This window comes from Microbacterium ginsengisoli (assembly GCF_000956535.1).
GTDB lineage: Bacteria > Actinomycetota > Actinomycetes > Actinomycetales > Microbacteriaceae > Microbacterium > Microbacterium ginsengisoli.
The window spans coordinates 50,615-67,448 of record NZ_JYIY01000070.1 but is presented as its reverse complement, the minus strand read 5'-3'; the positions used below and the strand labels follow the sequence as shown (position 1 = coordinate 67,448).

17 protein-coding genes are annotated in these 16,834 nt (G+C 68.8%); 6 read left to right on the top strand and 11 right to left on the bottom strand.

Annotation, left to right across the window (positions count from 1 at the left end; translation table 11 throughout):
• Positions 1-30 precede the first annotated feature (30 nt).
• From ctaE to qcrB, 4 genes are read left to right on the top strand one after another with little or no spacing between them, the layout of a single operon-like run.
• Positions 31-669, top strand: a complete 639-nt coding sequence (gene ctaE, locus RR49_RS06475; protein ID WP_045247258.1) for an aa3-type cytochrome oxidase subunit III — start codon at positions 31-33, stop codon at positions 667-669.
• A gap of 16 nt (positions 670-685) precedes the next feature.
• On the top strand, positions 686-1,498 hold the full coding sequence (gene qcrC, locus RR49_RS06470) for a cytochrome bc1 complex diheme cytochrome c subunit (protein WP_045247257.1): 813 nt from the start codon (positions 686-688) through the stop codon (positions 1,496-1,498).
• Positions 1,499-1,542: 44 nt separating this feature from the next.
• Complete coding sequence (gene qcrA, locus RR49_RS06465) at positions 1,543-2,601, top strand: cytochrome bc1 complex Rieske iron-sulfur subunit (protein WP_045247256.1); 1,059 nt, start codon at positions 1,543-1,545, stop codon at positions 2,599-2,601.
• Positions 2,598-4,394 carry a cytochrome bc1 complex cytochrome b subunit gene (qcrB, locus tag RR49_RS06460; protein WP_045247255.1) on the top strand — a complete coding sequence of 599 codons (1,797 nt, stop codon included), beginning with the start codon at positions 2,598-2,600 and terminating at the stop codon, positions 4,392-4,394. The genes qcrA and qcrB overlap by 4 nt, the downstream gene beginning before the upstream one ends.
• Positions 4,395-4,460: 66 nt before the next feature.
• Here the strand turns inward: qcrB and RR49_RS06455 are convergent, their stop codons facing one another.
• The gene (locus tag RR49_RS06455; RefSeq protein WP_045247254.1) at positions 4,461-5,732 is read right to left on the bottom strand and encodes an extracellular catalytic domain type 1 short-chain-length polyhydroxyalkanoate depolymerase; all 1,272 of its coding nucleotides are present in this window, start codon (positions 5,730-5,732) and stop codon (positions 4,461-4,463) included.
• Between the two features lie 208 nt (positions 5,733-5,940).
• Between RR49_RS06455 and RR49_RS06450 the strand changes: the two genes are divergently transcribed.
• Positions 5,941-6,354, top strand: a complete 414-nt coding sequence (locus tag RR49_RS06450; RefSeq protein WP_045247253.1) for a rhodanese-like domain-containing protein — start codon at positions 5,941-5,943, stop codon at positions 6,352-6,354.
• Between the two features lie 8 nt (positions 6,355-6,362).
• Here RR49_RS06450 and RR49_RS06445 read toward each other — a convergent pair whose 3' ends face one another.
• The 6 genes from RR49_RS06445 to RR49_RS06420 form a co-directional block, all read right to left on the bottom strand.
• On the bottom strand, positions 6,363-7,160 hold the full coding sequence (locus RR49_RS06445) for a PP2C family protein-serine/threonine phosphatase (RefSeq protein WP_045247252.1): 798 nt from the start codon (positions 7,158-7,160) through the stop codon (positions 6,363-6,365).
• Between the two features lie 5 nt (positions 7,161-7,165).
• Positions 7,166-7,600 carry a cytochrome c oxidase subunit 4 gene (locus tag RR49_RS06440; RefSeq protein ID WP_045247251.1) on the bottom strand — a complete coding sequence of 145 codons (435 nt, stop codon included), beginning with the start codon at positions 7,598-7,600 and terminating at the stop codon, positions 7,166-7,168.
• Positions 7,601-7,603: 3 nt separating this feature from the next.
• Positions 7,604-9,367 (bottom strand): aa3-type cytochrome oxidase subunit I, encoded by a 1,764-nt coding sequence (gene ctaD / locus RR49_RS06435; protein ID WP_045247250.1) that lies wholly within the window; start codon positions 9,365-9,367, stop codon positions 7,604-7,606.
• 1 nt (position 9,368) lies between these two features.
• Positions 9,369-10,262: an aa3-type cytochrome oxidase subunit II gene (gene ctaC, locus RR49_RS06430; RefSeq protein ID WP_045247249.1), complete on the bottom strand. Its 894-nt coding sequence runs from the start codon at positions 10,260-10,262 to the stop codon at positions 9,369-9,371.
• A 144-nt stretch (positions 10,263-10,406) separates the two neighbouring features.
• Positions 10,407-10,772, bottom strand: a complete 366-nt coding sequence (gene erpA / locus RR49_RS06425; RefSeq protein ID WP_045247248.1) for an iron-sulfur cluster insertion protein ErpA — start codon at positions 10,770-10,772, stop codon at positions 10,407-10,409.
• 76 nt (positions 10,773-10,848) lie between these two features.
• Complete coding sequence (locus RR49_RS06420; RefSeq protein WP_045247247.1) at positions 10,849-12,243, bottom strand: dipeptidase; 1,395 nt, start codon at positions 12,241-12,243, stop codon at positions 10,849-10,851.
• A 45-nt stretch (positions 12,244-12,288) separates the two neighbouring features.
• On the opposite strand from RR49_RS06420, the gene RR49_RS06415 reads away from it, so the two are divergent.
• A complete protein-coding gene (locus RR49_RS06415; RefSeq protein ID WP_045247246.1) occupies positions 12,289-12,864 on the top strand; it encodes a DUF3043 domain-containing protein in 576 nt (191 codons plus the stop codon).
• Between the two features lie 42 nt (positions 12,865-12,906).
• On the opposite strand, the gene RR49_RS06410 is transcribed toward RR49_RS06415, so the two are convergent.
• The 4 genes from RR49_RS06410 to RR49_RS06395 are packed head-to-tail and all read right to left on the bottom strand — an operon-like array spanning position 12,907 to position 16,784.
• On the bottom strand, positions 12,907-13,941 hold the full coding sequence (locus tag RR49_RS06410; protein ID WP_045247245.1) for a quinone-dependent dihydroorotate dehydrogenase: 1,035 nt from the start codon (positions 13,939-13,941) through the stop codon (positions 12,907-12,909).
• Positions 13,942-13,993: 52 nt separating this feature from the next.
• Positions 13,994-14,467: a transcriptional regulator NrdR gene (gene nrdR / locus RR49_RS06405; RefSeq protein WP_045247244.1), complete on the bottom strand. Its 474-nt coding sequence runs from the start codon at positions 14,465-14,467 to the stop codon at positions 13,994-13,996.
• Positions 14,468-14,479: 12 nt separating this feature from the next.
• Positions 14,480-15,781 (bottom strand): histidinol dehydrogenase, encoded by a 1,302-nt coding sequence (gene hisD / locus RR49_RS06400; RefSeq protein WP_045247243.1) that lies wholly within the window; start codon positions 15,779-15,781, stop codon positions 14,480-14,482.
• A 37-nt stretch (positions 15,782-15,818) separates the two neighbouring features.
• Positions 15,819-16,784, bottom strand: a complete 966-nt coding sequence (locus RR49_RS06395; RefSeq protein ID WP_048809151.1) for a hypothetical protein — start codon at positions 16,782-16,784, stop codon at positions 15,819-15,821.
• Between the last annotated feature and the right edge of the window lie 50 nt (positions 16,785-16,834).

Below are 16,834 nucleotides of genomic sequence, written 5' to 3'. Positions count from 1 at the left end.
TGCAATACTCGGCCCGCAACATCGGTCATAATGGGGAGCGTGACGACCCCAGCGACGTACTCCCAGGCTCTGCGCACAGTGAAGCGCCCCGACCCTGTCGCCGTCGGAACCATCGTCTGGCTCGGTAGCGAGGTCATGTTCTTCGCCGGCCTGTTCGCGATCTACTTCACGCTGCGCAGCACGTCGCCGGAGCTGTGGGCCGAGAACAGCGCTCACCTGAACATCCCCTTCGCGACGGTGAACACGGTCATCCTCGTGCTCTCGTCGGTGACCTGCCAGATGGGTGTGTTCGCCGCCGAGCGCCTGCAGCCGTATTCGACGAAGAAGCGCGGCATCCTCGGATGGGGCATGACCGAGTGGTTCTTCCTCTCGTTCGCGCTCGGTGCGGTCTTCGTCTCCGGTCAGGTGTGGGAGTACGCCCAGCTCGTCACCGAGGGCATGCCCATCACGGCCAACGCCTACGCCTCCGCGTTCTACCTGACCACCGGCTTCCACGCCATGCACGTCACGGGCGGCCTCATCGCCTTCCTGCTGACGATCGGTCGCGCCTACGCGGTTAAGAACTTCGGCCGGAAGGAGATGACGACGGCGATCGTCGTCTCGTACTACTGGCACTTCGTCGATGTCGTGTGGCTCGTGCTGTTCGGCGTCATCTACTTCCTGAAGTAACTGGAGCGGCACCTTCATGGCACGTACCCCCAAGCCCCGCAAAGCAGGCCGTCGCAGCCCCCTGGCCGCTGCCGCGCTGATCGGAATCGGACTCCTGCTGACCGGCGGCATCTACGCCGGCGCCTCGGCAGCCGTCGCCGCGACCACCGACCAGACGAGCACGAGCACCAAGGCGTCGACCCTCACCGTCGACGACGGCAAGAAGCTCTTCCAGGCGAACTGCGCCACCTGCCACGGTCTCGACCTCCAGGGCACCGCGAACGGACCGTCGCTGCTCGGCGTCGGCGAGCTCGCCGTGCACTTCCAGGTCTCGACCGGCCGCATGCCCATGCAGGCCAACTCGCCGCAGGCTCCGCAGAAGCCGGTGCAGTTCACCGACGACGAGATCGCAGCCCTCGCGGCCTATGTGCAGTCGGTCTCCCCCGGCCCCACCTACCCCGAGTCGCAGATCCTCGACGGTCAGGGCGATGTCGCGCACGGCGCGGAACTGTTCCGCATCAACTGCGCCATGTGCCACAACGTGGCCGGTGCCGGCGGCGCGCTCACCGAGGGCAAGTACGCCCCGAGCCTGCACTCCACGACGGCGCTCAACATGTACGCGGCCATGGTCACGGGACCGCAGAACATGCCGGTGTTCAACAACATGAACCTGAGCCCCGAGGACAAGCGCGACATCATCTCCGCCCTGCTCTACCTGCAGCAGAACGACTCGCCGGGCGGCTACGACCTGGGCGGGCTCGGCCCGGTCTCTGAGGGTCTGTTCATCTGGATCTTCGGAATCGGCGCCCTGATCGCCATCACGGTGTGGATCACCGCGAAGTCCAACTGACCCGCACCAACACAGCACAGCAGACGTAACGTACGAGGAGCACCATGGCACACGAGGTCGATCCGCTCGAGCACGAGAGGGCTTCCTGGAAGCCGTCGAGCGGTCTCGCCGTGGCCGAGACGGACCCGGTGACCAACCCGGGCCTCCCGCCGCACCGTGAGCGGATGACCGACAAGGACCCGGCCGCGCTGAAGCGGGCCGTCCGCACGGTCTACATCCTGTTCTACCTGTCGCTCGCCGGCTCCATCTGGGCCATCGCGGCGTACATGCTCTTCCCGATCGAAGACCACTCGCTCATCGCGGTGCGCGACAACAACCTCTTCGTCGGCCTCGGCATCGCCCTCGCCCTGCTCGCGATCGGCATCGGCGCGATCCACTGGTCTAAGGCGATCATGTCGGACAAGGAGCACATCGAGCCCCGTCACGCCACGCGCGGTCGCGACACGACGCGCGAGGGCGCGGTCGCCGCGTTCGCTGCCGCGAACGAGGAGTCCGGCTTCGGCCGACGCGCGATGATCCGCAACTCGCTGTTCGCCGCCGTCATCGCCTCGATCCTGCCGGGCATCACCCTCTTCCGCGGGCTCGCACCTCAGGACGTCGACCCGGTGGAGGCCCTCAGCCACACCATGTGGAAGCAGGGCATGCGTCTGGCGCACGACCCGAGCGGCGTTCCGATCAAGGCGTCGGATGTCACCATCGGCTCCGCCTTCCACGTCATTCCCGAGCCCCTCGCACAGCTGTCGCACGCCGACGGCTACCTCGACGAGAAGGCCAAGGCGATCGTGCTCCTCATGCGCCTTCCGCTCGACCAGCTGCACGAGGCCGATGACCGCAAGTCCTGGTCGTACGACGGCATCGTCGCGTACTCCAAGGTCTGCACGCACGTCGGCTGCCCCGTCGCGCTGTACGAGCAGCTCACGCATCACCTGCTCTGCCCCTGCCACCAGTCGCAGTTCGACGTGTCGAACGGCGCCGCGGTGATCTTCGGCCCGGCGGCGCGTCCGCTGCCGCAGCTGCCGATCGCCGTCGACAGCGAGGGCTACATCGTCGCGCAGAGCGACTTCCACGAACCCGTCGGCCCGAGCTTCTGGGAGCGTCATTGAGCACCGCATCCGCAACCACTGAGTTCCAGGCGGAATCCAAGGAGAAGCCTCTGGGCGGCCGCTTCGTCGGCGCCGCGGCGAACTACATCGACGAGCGCACGAGCCTGTCGGGCCTCGTCAAGGAGCTCGGTCGCAAGATCTTCCCCGACCACTGGTCGTTCATGCTCGGCGAGATCGCGCTGTGGAGCTTCGTGGTGGTGCTGCTGTCCGGCACCTTCCTGACGTTCTTCTTCCAGGCGTCGATGGCCGAAGTGCACTACAACGGCAGCTACATCCCGCTGAAGGGCATCTCGATGTCCGCGGCGCTGGATTCGACGTTGCACATCTCGTTCGACGTGCGCGGCGGTCTGCTGGTCCGACAGATCCACCACTGGGCAGCACTCGTGTTCATCGCCGGTATCGGCGTGCACATGCTGCGCGTGTTCTTCACCGGGGCGTTCCGCAAGCCCCGCGAGCTGAACTGGGTGATCGGATTCATCCTGTTCGTCCTGGCGATGGGCGAGGGCTTCACCGGCTACTCGCTCCCCGACGACCTGCTCTCGGGCAACGGTCTGCGCATCATCGACGGCATGGTGAAGGGCATCCCCCTCATCGGCACGTGGATCTCGTTCCTGCTGTTCGGCGGCGAGTTCCCGGGCGAGGCGATCGTCGGACGCCTCTACACGCTGCACATCCTGCTGCTGCCGGCGATCCTGGTGGGTCTGCTGGCGCTGCACCTCGTGCTCATGATCATCAACAAGCACACCCAGTTCGCCGGCCCCGCACGCACGAACTCCAACGTGGTGGGCTTCCCGATGCTTCCGGTGTACGCGTCGAAGATGGGCGGGTTCTTCTTCATCACGTTCGGCGTGATCGTGCTGATCGCCTCCCTGTTCACGATCAACCCGATCTGGAACTACGGACCGTACGACCCCTCCCCCGTGTCGGCCGGCACGCAGCCCGACTGGTACATCGGCTTCGCCGACGGCGCCCTGCGTCTCGTGCCGCCGCACCTCGAGTTCGTCTGGCTCGACCGCACCTGGTCGTTCAACATCATCCTGCCGCTGCTGGTGCTGGTGGTCTTCATCGTGCTCGTCGCCATCTACCCCTTCATCGAGGCGTGGATCACCGGCGACAAGCGCGAGCACCACATCGCTCAGCGTCCCCGCAACGCGGCGACCCGTACGGCGATCGGCGCGGCGGGTGTGACGTTCTACGCGGTGCTGTGGGCAGCGGCATCCTCCGACCTCATCGCAACGCACTTCTCCCTCACGATGGAGGGGGTCATCCACACCCTCCAGGCGCTGCTGATCCTCGGCCCGATCCTCGTGTACTTCGTCACGAAGCGCACCTGCATCGCGCTGCAGAAGAAGGACCGCGAGATCGCTCTCCACGGCTACGAGTCCGGACGAATCGTCCGCCTCCCCGGTGGTGAGTTCATCGAGGTGCACCAGCCGCTCGACGATTACGAGCGCTGGAAGCTCGTGGGCTACGAGACGGCCGCGCCGCTGGTGGTGCGTCCCAACGCTCAGGGCCAGATACCGTGGCACGAGAAGTTCCGTGCGTCGCTGTCGCGCTGGTTCTTCGAGGACCGGCTCGCGCCCGTCACCCAGACCGAGCTCGAGGAGGCGGTGGCGCATCAGCACCACGAGCTCGAGCACCTCGCGCACGAGGAGGACGCCGAGATCCAGGCCTCGCACGAGCGTGCCGGTCACCCGGAGGCGCCGCTGCGCCCCGCTGACGAGCAGCACGGCGAGATCCCCGCTCGACCGACCTCGGTCCTCGCGGAAGACGACGAGAACCCCAAGAAGTAGCCTTCGGGCACGGCGAGGGCCCCGGGACCATGCGGTCCCGGGGCCCTCGCCGTCGGTGCGGATGCCTCAGCCGCAGGTGGCGACGACGGTCCAGGATGTCGCCGACTGCCGCTGCAGCGAGGTGGTCGTCGCATCACCCTGTCCCATGTATGCCAGCGAGCCGAGGGCGTAGTACGGGTTGTAGGGGTTCACCCCGTAGCTCGTCGCGCGTCCGGCCGCCTTGTGGGCGGCGTTCGTCGCGGTGACGCACGAACCATCGATTGGCGTCGGGGTGGGCGTGGGCGTCGCAGACCCGGTGGGCGACGGTGTCGGAGTCGGGGTGGCCGACCGATCGATGCGGCGGTTGTTGGCGAAGAAGAACGAGGTGACGTAGGCGGGGTAGTCGATGCTGTTGGCCGAGATGTACGTCCCTCCCGAGCCGGCGCCGGCCGGCCAGTTGTGTCCGAGCCCGGTGTTCTGGATCACCGAGACGCGCGGCCCCGTCCCATCGCTGAACAGGGTGCCGCTTCCCTGCGTGTTCGTACCGGCGAGGCCCGCAAGCGAGAACGTCGAGGTCTGGCTCGCTCCGTAGATTCCGGCGAGCACCTGCCCGTTGAGCGTGTCGTAACCGGGAGCCACCGTGGTGTCGTTGCTGCCGTAGACGATCGAGGCGAGCTGCGTCGCGAAGCCTGCCGTTCCCGTTCCCGCGAACGCACGGCACGTCTGGGTCGCCTGGGCCTGCGTCGTGGCGACGGAACCGATCTGGCTCGACGTGGTGCCCACCGTCGGGCCCGCGTTGATGCCGACACCTGCGAAGACCTGTGGGAAGAGGCAACCCATCACCATCGTCTCGCCACCGCCGGACGACAGCCCCGAGATGTACACCTGCGCCGGGTCGATGCCGAGCGCGGCACGTGCCGACAGCGTCTGGGCGAGCGAGAGCAGGTTGTCGTCGTGGCGGGCCGGCGCGCTCGAGGAGTGGTTCGTGTCGTAATAGTCCCAGCAGCCGAGCACGACTCCCCCGTTCGGCGCGTCGGGCAGTGCCACGACCATGCCGTAGCGGTCGGCGGTGGCGGTCCAGTTGCCGTTCTGCTGCAGGTCGGCGGCCTTCTGCACGCAGCCGTGCAGGCTGATCATCAGCGCGCGTCCGGCTCCGGCGGTGGCGGCCGTGGCGGGCGTATAGAGGCGCACCGACATGCCCGCGATGGTCTCGGTCGACCAGGTCCCTGACGCGGCACGGGCGGGCGGGGCGGATGCCGCGACGAGGCCCACGGATACGAGCACGGCGGCCGCGAGTGCCGCGGTGAGGGTGGCGAGACTCCCGCGTCGACGGGTGGGAGGGGGCGTGGATGCGCGCATGGCATCTCCTTCACTGGGACGTCGTCGTCCCGTCACGGTGTCACCATCGACACCTGAATGGCCTTTCAGCTTTGACGGTAACGCGGAGGGGATGCCGCGGCCACCCGCCGCACATGAGAGTTCCCTCATGTCTGCTCTGGCGCGAATCCGCCGCCCCGTGGCGGACCCGCGACTGGGCGCGCACCTCCCAGCTCGGTACGGTCGGACCATGACCAGCACGGACTACTTCGACGCCCGCCTCCGCCATGAGACCGATCCCTCCGACGTCTACGCGGCGCAGCGCGCCGGCGAGCGGTTCGTCCTCGTCGACGTACGAGGCGACGAGGCCTGGCAGCAAGGGCGCGTCACCGGAGCCGTGCACATCCCCTATCGCCAGATCGCCGATCGGGCGCGGCAGGAGATCCCCCTCGACACACCCGTGGTCGTCTACTGCTGGAGCCCCGGCTGCAACGCCGGCGTGCGGGGCGCCCGCGAGTTCGCGGCGCTCGGCTACGAGGTGCGGGAGATGATCGGCGGCTACGAGTACTGGGTCCGGGAGGGGCAGCCGGTCGAGAACGACGAGGGGCCGCTCCCGCGCACGTTCGACCCGCTGGTCATGGTCGTGCGCGCGCCGGTCGGGTGAGCGAGCGATCAGCCCGCGGCATCCAATCCTTCCTGGAAGCGCTCGGCGGCCGCTCCCACGAAAGAGCCCTCCCGCGCGGGCGACGGCTCGTCGAGATGGATGTCGCACACCACCGCGGTGACGTTGTCCATCGTGCCCGCCTCGAGCGCGAGGGCGACGAGCGCGTCCGCCGCTGCGCGGGGTGATGCACTCGTCCGCAGGACGCGTACGACGTCGTCCATCGGGACGTAGTCACTCAGACCGTCGCTGCACAGCAGCCAGCGGTCGCCCTCGCGGGGGTCGAGCTCGCCGATCGCCGCAGCGTCCCCCTCGGCTCCCGCGAACGACGCGGTGATGAGGTTGCGGCGAGGGTGCGTCGAGGCATCCGATGCCGAGATCACGCCGTGGTCGACCAGCGCCTGCACGTACGAGTCGTCCCTGGTCTGCTGGGACAGCTCGCCGTCTCGCAGCAGGTAGGCCCGGGAGTCGCCGGAATGTGCGAGCAGCACCGAGCCGTCCGCAGCTGCGAAGACCCCCGTGAACGTCGTGGCCATCCCCGCGAGCTTCGGCTCGCGCTCCACATGGGCGCGCAGGTCCCAGTTCGCCACCCTGAGATGGTCGGCGAGGCGCTGGGGCTCCGCAGCAGCCGACGGTCCTCCCGCAACGACACGATGCACGAGGGCCGCCGAGGCCAGGTCGCCGGACGGGCCGCCGCCGACGCCGTCGGCGACCAGAGCCGCCCACGCCGACGCGTACGCCGCATCCTGATTCGTCGACCGATGCGGGCCGATGTCAGAGGCCGCGGCCGCGTCGAAACGCAGTGCCATGGACCTCAGCGCGCGAAGTAGCCGCGGTAGTACTCGTAGACCCAGCCCACGATGGCGACCAGGAACACTGCGAACCCGACCGGCACCATCCAGCTGCCGACCGCGAGACCGATGACGGCGATCGCACCGGACGCCGCGAGGACGATGGGCCACCACGACCAGGGGCTGAACTCGCCGATCTCGGGGTCGCCGTCGTCGATGTCGGCGGTCAGCCGGTCCTCGGGCAGGTCGCCGCCCTGAGCCTTGAGCACGCGCTGCGTGTAGAAGGCGATCATGGCAGCCATGGCGCTCGCGAACAGCAGCGCGACCGAACCGACCCACTCGACCGCGTTGTACCACGGCAGCTGGGGGTGGGCCAGGATGTTCCAGCCGGTGTAGACGATCGTGATGAACAGGAAGAAGCCGACGAGCAGCCACCACAGTCCGACGTTGGTCTTCATGGGTTACTTCACCTCTCCGGAGGCGAGGTCGACGACGGGGGCATCGGGTGCATCCTTCGCAGGACCGACACCGACCGGCAGCGCCGCCTCGGGGTGGTTGAGATCGAACGCCGGACGCTCGCTGCGGATGCGCGGGATCGACGTGAAGTTGTGGCGCGGCGGAGGGCAGCTGGTCGCCCACTCGAGCGACGCTCCGTAGCCCCACGGGTCGTTGACGGTCACTCGCGGAGCCTTGCGCGCCGTGATCCAGACGTTCAGGAGGAACGGGATCATGGAGACGGCGAGGATCATCGAGCCGATCGTGGAGAGCTGGTTCTCCCACGTCCATCCGTCGGCAGCCGAGTAGTCGGCGTAGCGACGCGGCATCCCGTCGACGCCCAGCCAGTGCTGGATGAGGAACGTGGTGTGGAAGCCGATGAACAGCAGCCAGAAGTGCACGTACCCGAGGCGCTCGTTGAGCATCTTGCCCGTCCACTTCGGCCACCAGAAGTAGAAGCCGGCGAACATCGCGAACACGACCGTGCCGAACACGACGTAGTGGAAGTGCGCGATGACGAAGTACGAGTCGGACAGCGCGAAGTCGAGCGGCGGCGACGCGAGGATGACTCCGGTCAGGCCGCCGAACACGAACGTGACGAGGAAGCCGAGCGAGAACACCATCGGCGTCTCGAACGTCACTGAGCCGCGCCAGATCGTGCCGATCCAGTTGAAGATCTTCACACCCGTCGGCACCGCGATGAGCATCGTCATCAGCGCGAAGAACGGCAGCAGCACGGAACCGGTGACGTACATGTGGTGCGCCCACACCGCGACCGACAGCGCCGCGATCGAGATGGTCGCGTAGATCAGCGTCTTGTACCCGAAGATCGGCTTGCGGCTGAACGCGGGGAAGATCTCCGAGACGATGCCGAAGAACGGCAGCGCGATGATGTAGACCTCGGGGTGTCCGAAGAACCAGAACAGGTGCTGCCACAGCAGCACGCCGCCGTTGTGGGGATCGTAGATGTGCGCGCCGAGCACGCGGTCGGCGGCGGCGGCGAGCATCGCGGCCGCGAGCACGGGGAACGCGATGAGCACGAGGATGCTCGTGATCAGCGCGTTCCACGAGAAGATCGGCATGCGCCACATCGTCATGCCCGGGGCACGCATCGTGATCACCGTGGTGATGAAGTTCACCGCGCCGAGGATGGTTCCGAAACCGCTGAGGCCGAGCCCCAGCATCCAGAGATTTCCACCGGCTCCGGGCGTGAACGAGGCACTCGCGAGCGGTTGATAGGCGAACCATCCGAAGGATGCCGCACCCGCCGGCGTCAGGAAGCCGCTGACGGCGATCGTGGAGCCGAACAGGAACAGCCAGAAGGCGAACGCGTTCAGACGCGGGAAGGCGACGTCGGGAGCGCCGATCTGCAGCGGCAGCAGCGCGTTCGCGAAGCCCGCGAACAGCGGCGTCGCGAACATCAGCAGCATGATCGTGCCGTGCATCGTGAAGAGCTGGTTGTACTGCTCCTTCGTCGGAAGGATCTGCATGCCCGGCTCGAACAGCTCGGCGCGGATGATGAGGGCCATCACGCCGCCGAGCAGGAAGAAGATGAACGACGAGATCAGGTACATGTACCCGATGGTCTTGTGGTCAGTGGAGGTGACCCACTTGACGATGATGTTGCCCTTCTCCTCCACGCGGGAGCTGCTCAGCAGCGCCGCCTGGCGGGGAGGGAGGGTGCGGGCGCGGGGTGCACCCTGCTCCTGGAGCGGAAGCGTCGTCGCCATCTCAGTTGTTCCCCTCGCTCGAAGCGCCGGTGCCCGGCAGGTTGTTGAGGCGGTCGTACGCCGCATCGATCGGGCCGGTCTGACCCTTGGTCTTCAGCGAGGCCAGGTAGGTCTGGTACTCGGACTGGCTGACGACCTTGACGTTGAAGAGCATCATCGAGTGGTACTCGCCGCAGAGCTCCGCGCACTTCCCGGCGTAGGTGCCCTCGCGCGTCGGAGTGAAGGACCACGAGTTGTCCTTGCCGATGAAGAGGTCCTTCTTGTAGAGGAAGTCGACGATCCAGAACGAGTGGATGACGTCGCGCGACTGGAGGGTGATCTTCACCGTCTCGTTGACCGGGAGGTAGAGGGTCGGCAGCTGCGACTGGTCGATGTTCCCCTGCGCGTCGGGTTGGGCCTGGATGCCCATCGTCCAGACGTCGTCGGCACCCTTCGGGTCGGAGCCGTCGTACTGGAAGTCCCACGCCCACTGCTTGCCGATCGCCGTGATCGACACCTGCGGGTTGTCGTACTGCGTCTCGAGGATGTTCTGGTCACGCGCCGTGAAGGCGAAGAAGCCCAGCACGAGGATGAGCGGCACGATCGTGTAGAAGATCTCGATCGGCATATTGTACCGCAGCTGCACCGGGAGGCCGGTCTGCCCCTTGCGCCGGCGGTAGGCGATGATCGCCCACAGCATCAGGCCCCACGTGATGATGCCGACCGCGAGCAGCACGATCCAGGAGTTCACCCAGAGCGCCGCCACCATGTCGGTGTGGTTGGTGGCCGGTGTGCCGTCTTCCGTGAAGCCGGGAAGGAAACCGTGAAGCTCGGTGGGCGAGCATCCCGCGAGGGAGACGGCCACGGCGATCCCGACGGGAATCGCCACCCAGCGAAGGCGGCGGTGTGAAGGCACGGTGCACCTTTCGGAAGACGGATGAAGCTTCCTCAGTCTAAGGCAACCTCTCACCGGATTCAGGCCACGCGCCCAGCGCTCAACACGAAACGGCGCGGCCTCGCTCGTCTGTGACGAGGGGCCGCGCCGTTTCTATGAGGGGGCTCAGTGGAAACTGTCTCCGCATGCGCACGAGCCGGATGCGTTGGGGTTGTCGATCGTGAAACCCTGCTCCGAGATGGTGTCCTTGAAGTCGATGGTCGCGCCGTCGAGGTAGGGCACCGACATGTCGTCGACGATGACCTCGACGCCGTCGAAGTCGACCGTCTGGTCGCCGTCGAGATAGCGCTCATCGAAGTAGAGCTGGTAGATCAGGCCCGAGCAGCCACCGGGCTGCACGGCGACCCTCAGGCGGAGGTCATCGCGACCCTCCTGGTCGAGAAGGCTCCTCACCTTGCCGGCGGCGGCGTCGGTGAGCACGACACCGTGCGCCTGGGCGGACGTTTCGGTCGGCGTTGCGAGATCGGTCATGGCTTCTCCTCGACAGGGTCCCGGGGGGCTGTTGGTCCGAGTCTACGACGGGCCGCCCGCATCCGGGGCGGAATCGTCACTTCGTACGCGTCGCGACCTTCGCCAGCAGCAGCGCCTCGGAGATCGCCGCGCTCCGGAACGTGTCGACGTGCAGGGATTCGTTGGGACTGTGGGCGCGGGTGTGGGGATCCTCGACACCTGTCACGAGGATCTGCGCGCCGGGGAAGGTCTCGACCAGGTCCGCGATGAAGGGGATCGATCCGCCGACGCCGATGTCGACCGGCTCGACGCCGTATCCTTCGGCCAAGGCCTCGCGCGCGTCCCCGACCGCCCAGCCGGAGGTGTCCACCAGGAACGCGTTTCCGCAGTCGACGTCGGCGAAGGTGAGCTCTGCTCCGAAGGGCGCGTGCGCGCGCAGATGGGCCTCGATCGCCTCGTAGGCCTCGCGGGCGCCCTGGCCGGGAGCCACCCGTGCGCTGATGACGACCGATATCTCCGGCGCGAGCGTGTTCGAGGCGGCCGCGACGGATGTCGCATCGATACCCGTGATCGTGATCGACGGCTTGTTCCAGATCCGACTGAGGATCGTGCCCGTACCGACCGGCTGCACCCCCGCCGGGAGACCGGCTTCATCGCGAAGCGTCGCCTCGGTGTATTCGGGCGTGTCGGAGTGGCGCTCGAACAGGCCGTGCACCGCGACCGCGCCGGTATCGTCCCAGAGCGTCGCGAGGAGCTTGACGGCGGCCATCGTCGCGTCCGGCACCGCTCCCCCGAACATCCCCGAGTGCGAGGCGTGGTCGAGTGTGCGCACGGTGAGGGTGAAGCGGGCGTTGCCCCGCAACGAGACCGTGAGCCCCGGTGTCGCGAGATCCCAGTTCCCGGAATCGGCCACGATGATCACATCGGCCGCCAGCGCCTCCCTGTTGTCGGACAGGAACTGCGCGAACGAGCGGGAGCCGTACTCCTCCTCGCCCTCGACGAACAGCGCGAGGCCGAGGTCGAGGTCGTCGCCGAACGTCTCGGCCAGTGCCCGGACGGCGGCGATGTGCACGAGAACACCGGCCTTGTCGTCGGCGGCTCCCCGTCCGTAGAGGCGGCCGTCTCGAAGCGTGGGTTCGAACGGCGGCGTCTCCCAGAGCGCCTCATCGCCGGTCGGCTGCACATCGTGGTGGGCGTACATCAGGACCGTCGGTCGGCCGTTGCGAGCGGCACGCGTGGCCAGCACCGCCGGCTGGCCCAGCTCGTCGGATCCGGGGATCGCTGCGCGCACCACGCGCACGTCGTCGAAGACCCCCGTCCCGGTCGCGAGGGCTGCCACGGCGTCCGCTGATCGCTGCACCTGCGACTGGTCGAACGCGGGCCAGGCGATCGAGGGGATGCGCACCAGATCGCCGAGATCGGCGAGGGCTGCCGGGATGCCTCCTTCCACCGATTCGCGGAGGGCATCACGTCGGGCGGTCTCGGAGGTCATGCGGGTAATCTTAAGCACACCCCAGTTCGACCCCGAGGAATCACCGTGGCCAAGACTCCCGCCGCCCCCGCACCCAAGGACGCCCGTGCGGACTCCGACGACACCGTCAGCGGAAAGGGCCGTCCGACCCCCTCCCGAGCCGAGCAGGAGGCCGCGCGCAAGCGCCCTCTCGTGCCGGACACCAAGGAGGCGAAGGCCCGCGCCCGCGCGGAGCTCTCCGTGCAGCGCGAGAAGGCGCGGGTCGGCATGGCGGCCGGCGAGGAGCGCTACCTGCCGGTGCGCGACAAGGGCCCGCAGCGTCGGTTCGTGCGTGACTACGTCGACGCCGGATGGCACCTCGGCGAGCTCATCCTTCCGGCGATGGTGCTCGTGCTGCTGGCGATGGTCGTCAACAACTCCACCGTCCAGTTCTTCTCCTACATCGCGCTGTGGGCGTTCGTCGCCCTCGCCGTCATCGACATGGTCGTGCTCTCCGCGCGCATCAAGCGAGCGGCCCGCCGGAAGTTCGGCGCCGACCGCATCGAGAAGGGCCTCGGCTGGTATGGAGCGATGCGCTCGATCCAGATGCGCTTCATGCGCCTGCCCAAGGCCCAGGTCAAGCGCGGTCAGTACCCCTCCTGAGCGCACGCACCCGCGGCATCCCTCCTGCGACGGAACGACCCGTCAGACGGATGCCGCGGCCCGCGGCAGCGCGCGGTTGATCTGCCGCGCCCAGAGCGGGCCGCGGTAGAGGAACGCCGTGTACCCCTGGACGAGGTCTGCCCCTGCGTCGAGGCGCGCCTGCACGTCGTCCGCCGTTTCCACCCCGCCCACGGAGATCACGGCGAACGACGCCGGCACGGCGCCGCGGATCACGCGCAGGAGCGCGAGCGAGCGCTCGGCGAGCGGGGCACCGGACAACCCGCCGTCTCCCGCCGCGGCGACGATCGCCGGGTCGGTGCGCAGGCCCTCGCGGGAGATCGTCGTGTTCGTGGCGATGATGCCGGCCAGTCCGAGGTCGACGGCGAGCCGGGCGACACCGAGGGCGTCCTCGTCGCTGAGATCGGGCGCGATCTTGACGAGCACGGGCGCCGCGCCCGCGGCATCCCGCACCGCCTCGAGCAGCGGGCGCAGCGTGTCGATCGCCTGCAGCCCGCGAAGCCCGGGCGTGTTCGGCGACGAGACGTTGACGACGAGATAGTCGGCGAGCGGGGCGAGCAGCGTCGCGCTGCGGACGTAGTCGTCGATGGCGTCCTCGACGGCGACCACGCGACTCTTGCCGATGTTGACGCCGATCACGGGGCGACGGCGACGGCGACGGGTCTTCTCCAGCCGTCGCGCCAGGGCGGCAGCGCCGTCATTGTTGAAGCCCATGCGGTTGATCACCGCGCGGTCGGCGACGAGCCGGAACAGGCGCGGTCGCGGATTGCCGGGCTGCGGCACGGCCGTCGCGGTGCCGACCTCGACATGCCCGAACCCGAGGGCGAACAGGCCGAGCGCGGCGGTGCCGTTCTTGTCGAAGCCCGCCGCGACGCCGAACGGGGAATCGAACCGGAGGCCCAGCACCTCGCGCGCGTGCTCGGGCACCGGAGCGGTGACTGCGCGGGCGATCCACGACAGCGGCGGCACCGCGAGGGCCCGGATCACGAACATCGCCGCGTGGTGGGCGGACTCCGGGTCCATGCGGGTGAGCAGATGCCGGAAGAGGAAGGCGTACATCGCCTCCAGGCTACCGGGCGGCGGTGGGCGCGCCGCTCCGCCGGCGACCCCGTCAGTCGGCGCGGGGCGCGGGGCGCGACGCGTGGTCCGCGCGCAGCGCGGCGATAGATGACTCGAAGTCCTCGAGCGATTCGAAGGCCTGGTAGACGCTCGCGAACCGCAGGTACGCGACCTCGTCGAGCTCGCGCAGCGGGCCGAGGATCGCGAGGCCGATCTCGTTCGTGTCGACCTGAGAGGCGCCCGTCTGACGCACCGCCTCTTCGACGGCCTGGGCCAGCAACGCGAGGTCGCCCTCGGTGACCGGTCGCCCCTGGCACGCCTTGCGCACGCCCGACATGACTTTCTCGCGACTGAACGGCTCGACGACACCGGATCGCTTGATGACGTTGAGGCTCGCCGTCTCGATCGTGGAGAACCGACCGCCGCACTGCGGGCACTGGCGGCGACGACGGATGCTGAGACCGTCGTCGCTGGTGCGCGAGTCGATCACCCGGGAGTCGGGATGGCGGCAGAACGGGCAGTGCATGGCAGCGACAGACTACGCCTCGAAGCGGGCCTCGACGGCCTCGCCGTGAGCGGGGAGATCCTCCGCATCGGCGAGGGTGACGATCCCCCAGCGCACCTGCTCGAGCGCGTCGCGATCGTAGGTGATGACCTGCTGCGGGCGCAGGAACGTCGCCGCCGACAGGCCGGCGGCGTAGCGGGCCTGCCCCCCGGTCGGAAGCACATGGTTCGAGCCGGCGAGGTAGTCACCCAGGCTCACCGGTGAGTACGGGCCGACGAAGATCGCTCCCGCGTTGACGAAGTCGGTGGGATCCGGCGCGACCAGGTGCAGCTCGAGGTGTTCGGGCGCGTAGGCGTTGCTGAACGCGGTGGACTGCTCGAGACCGTCGGTCAGCACGATCGCCGACTGATCGCCGTTCAGCGCTGCCCGGGCGCGATCGCCGTGCTTCGTGACCGAGACGCGACGCTCAACGGCGTCGCGCACGGCATCGGCGAGCGGCTCGCTGTCGGTGACGAGCACCGCGGACGCCTGCTCATCGTGCTCGGCCTGACTGACGAGGTCGGCCGCCACCAGGTCGGCGTCGGCGTCGCCATCGGCGACGATGAGGATCTCGGTCGCGCCGGCCTCGGCATCGGTACCGACGAGACCGGCGACCGCGCGCTTGGCGGCCGCGACGAAGTTGTTGCCCGGACCGGTGACCACATCGACCGGGTCGAGGTCGAGCGTCGCGACACCGTGCGCGAAGGCGCCGATCGCGCCGGCACCGCCCATGGCATAGACCTCGTCGACGCCGAGGAGAGCTGCTGCCGCCAGGACGACCGGGTGCACCCGCCCGCCGTGCTCCCGCTGCGGGGGCGAGGCGAGCGCGACGACGCCGACGCCGGCGACCTGAGCGGGAACGACGTTCATCACGACGCTCGACGGGTAGACCGCTTTGCCGCCCGGAACGTACACACCCACGCGACGGACCGGCTGCCAGCGCTGGGCGACCACGGCACCGTCACCCAGCTCGACCGCCGAGGATGCCGGAATCTGAGCCGCCGATGCCCGGCGGACACGGGCGATCGCGATCTCCAGCGCCGATCGCACGGGCGTCTCGAGACCATCGAGCGCCTCGGTGAGGTGGTGGGCGGGAACCCTGATCGCGTGGTCGGTGACCCCGTCGAACCGGTCGGCCTGTTCCCGCAGCGCGTCTTCACCGCGGTGTGCGACGTCCTCGACGAGAGCGGATGCCGCGGCGAGGGCCTCGGCGCGGGCGGCCGTGGCGCGGGGCACGGCGGCGAGCAGGTCGGCGGTGCCGAGGTGCCGGCCGCGCAGGTCGATGGTGCGGAGCATCCCTCCAGCTTATCCGGCGCGCCGTCGCACGAGCGGATCAGCCGCGGACAGCCCCCGCCGATTCGTGGAGGAAGCCGACTCGGCCGTCGTCATGTCGGACGACGAAGACACCGTCGCGGTCCTCGATCACGAGCGCCCATGCGGCCGGACCGATGGTGAACACGGGCGCACCCTCGGCATCGACCACCGTGCGCTCGTCGGGGAGCAGCGCCCAGAAGGGCTGGCCCGTGCGCACGGTATTCGGCGTCGGCTCGGGGGCGGCCACACCCACGGCCGGCGCGACGGTGGGTGAGGCGACGACCGGCGCGGCGGTCTCGGCTGTCGCGACCGACCGGGCGACGACCGCCACCCGTGCGGGGCGCGGTGCGACGGGCCGGACGGGGGCGGCCGCCGGATGGGCGTCGGCACGCTCGCGTCCCCGGAAATCGTCCCTGGCGAACGGGATCAGCGGTGCCGCGACTGTCAGCGCGACACCCGCGAGGGCGAGCACGATCTCGATCCAGATCACGGGGGCAAACGGTGCGCCGCCGTAGGTGCGCACCACAGCGGCGGCGTTCCAGAGCTGGGCGAGCCAGGCGACGAGCGAGATCGAGAACGCCACGGAGGCGAACTGGTCGAGGCCGAGCGAGCCGACGCGTCGGATCGCACCCGGCGAGAGCCGCCGCAGCGCGAGGAGGCCGACCGCCACGGTGGGAACGGCGACGGTCAGCACCCAGTCCAGGCCCACCGCCCAGATCGGGTAGGGCAGCGGCGGAAGATAGGGCAGGAAGGAGATCACGAACGCGAGGAACCAGACACCCCCGAGCACGACCTCGCGCACCGAGAACGGCCCGACACCGATCGGCGACGCGACCGGGACGAGCGACTCCGAGCGATCCGGTGCGGCTGCCCCCGTCTCGACCGGTGCGGGTGAGGTCGTTGCGACCGCGGTAGGCGCGGGCTCTCGCGTGGGCGAGCTGGGGTCGGGCCGGTCTGCGGGCGCGGTGGGGGCGGCGTCGGTCACGGGACCTCCTCGGTGTGCGGGCGGATCGATCCTATCCGCGCGGTCTTCTC